Annotated in this window: 3 protein-coding genes; all 3 read left to right on the top strand. The window is 56.1% G+C overall.

Features of this window, described 5'->3' with window-relative positions; all coding sequences use genetic code 11:
- Positions 1–398, top strand: a 398-nt coding sequence (locus E0D98_RS24190) for an antirestriction protein (protein WP_240723765.1), incomplete at its 5' end; no start/stop codon positions are given.
- 46 nt (positions 399–444) lie between these two features.
- Positions 445–864, top strand: coding sequence for a DUF1380 family protein (locus E0D98_RS24185; protein WP_087672692.1), 420 nt, complete (start codon positions 445–447; stop codon positions 862–864).
- Entirely contained in the window at positions 864–1,055 is a 192-nt protein-coding gene (locus E0D98_RS24180; RefSeq protein ID WP_001027048.1) for a hypothetical protein, read from the top strand. The genes E0D98_RS24185 and E0D98_RS24180 overlap by 1 nt, the downstream gene beginning before the upstream one ends.
- Positions 1,056–1,400 lie beyond the last annotated feature (345 nt).

Raw genomic sequence — 1,400 nt, 5'->3', positions numbered from 1 at the left:
ACGTTGAAGAGTGCGACCGCCTTTCTTTTCTGCCTTACCTGTTTGGCAACGATTTTCTGTATGCCGAGGCGTATGTGTACGCGCTGGCGCAAAAAATGATGCCGGAATATCAGGGAGGCTTCTGGCACTTCATCCGCCTGCCGGACGGTGGCGGTTACATGATGCCGGATGGCGACCGTTTTCATCTGGTCAACGGTGAAAACTGGTTTGACCGCACTGTGAGTGCTGATGCCGCAGGTATCATCCTGACTTCCCTTGTGATTAACCGCCAGTTGTGGCTGTACCACGACAGCGGGGATGCGGGACTGACACACCTTTACCGGATGCGCGATGCGCAGTTGTGGAGCCACATCGAATTTCACCCCGAATGTAACGCGATTTACGCAGCACTGGACTGATTAACGGACGGGGCGGCGATGCCGCCCCTGTAAAGGAGACGAGAATATGTACTGTACTGTTAAAGAAATCATCCGCGATGTACTGGATACAGACGTGCCGGACAGTGAATGCGTTTTTGCCGTGGTGCTGACCCGTGGGGATGTGCGCCACATAGCCCAGGACTGGAGTCTGACAGACGATGAGCTGGAAACCGTCATGCAGCGGCTGGACGATGCCTTTGAATATGGCGCATGTGACAGAGTTGTTTCCGATATTGTCAATGAACTGATGGAGGAAAAGCGCGTAAACCGTCTTGTAACAGTCCCTGCGGTGCTGCTGGAAAAAGTGATGGTGATGGCTGGTAGTGAAATTTATCGCCTCCATGCTGTAGGGAGCGAGAACGGGGGCGACGGTGACGCATTTGTCAGGGAAGAACGTGAGATTATGCGGGTGATGCGTCAGGCGCTGGACGGGGAGAATGGGTAATGAATATCAGCAAGGAAACCCGCGAAATTCTGCGTAATTACAGGGCCGTGATTAATGCGCGGCGTCGTGAAATGGGGCAGAAACCGCTCACCACCGCGCAGATTGTTGATGAAATCTGTGATTTTGTGGCGAATCAGCAGGCGGTTTTCCTCGGTGGTCACTACATCCTTCAGGGCAGCAGGCACAGGTGATACAGGGCAGGCGGTGGAGGCCGCCTGTCAGCCCGCGCGAAAACCCCTGGCAGGCTGGCGCCTGCCGGAAGGGATGCGGGCCACGCTGGCGCGTCGCCCGTTACCCTTCCCGTTTGTGATGTGTCCGGAATGTTTTTTCCTGATGTTATGTTTCTGTGGTTACTGTTCTTCTTCTTCTTCTTCCTCTTCTTTCCGTTCCTCTCCTGTTTATGGCTTTCCCGGGCGTCCCCCTGGCGGGGCGGGCTGTCGTGAACGGAGCCAGCGGAGCTGTCTCCGCCCTGGCGGGCTTCCATCCCTGACGCAAAACCCCCGGCTTGCAGCGACCGGAACGGTCGCGCCGCCCTT

This window comes from Escherichia sp. KCJ4928 (genome assembly GCF_004352695.1).
Classification (GTDB): Bacteria; Pseudomonadota; Gammaproteobacteria; order Enterobacterales; family Enterobacteriaceae; genus ECMA0423.
The sequence above is the reverse complement of the archived record's forward strand: the minus strand, read 5'-3'. Positions and strand labels throughout refer to the sequence as shown.

Excerpts from the sequence above, each read along its gene's own strand:
- E0D98_RS24185 (WP_087672692.1), top strand. The coding sequence starts at position 445 with ATGTACTGTACTGTTAAAGAAATCATCCGCGATGTACTGGATACAGAC.
- E0D98_RS24180 (WP_001027048.1), top strand. The coding sequence starts at position 864 with ATGAATATCAGCAAGGAAACCCGCGAAATTCTGCGTAATTACAGGGCC.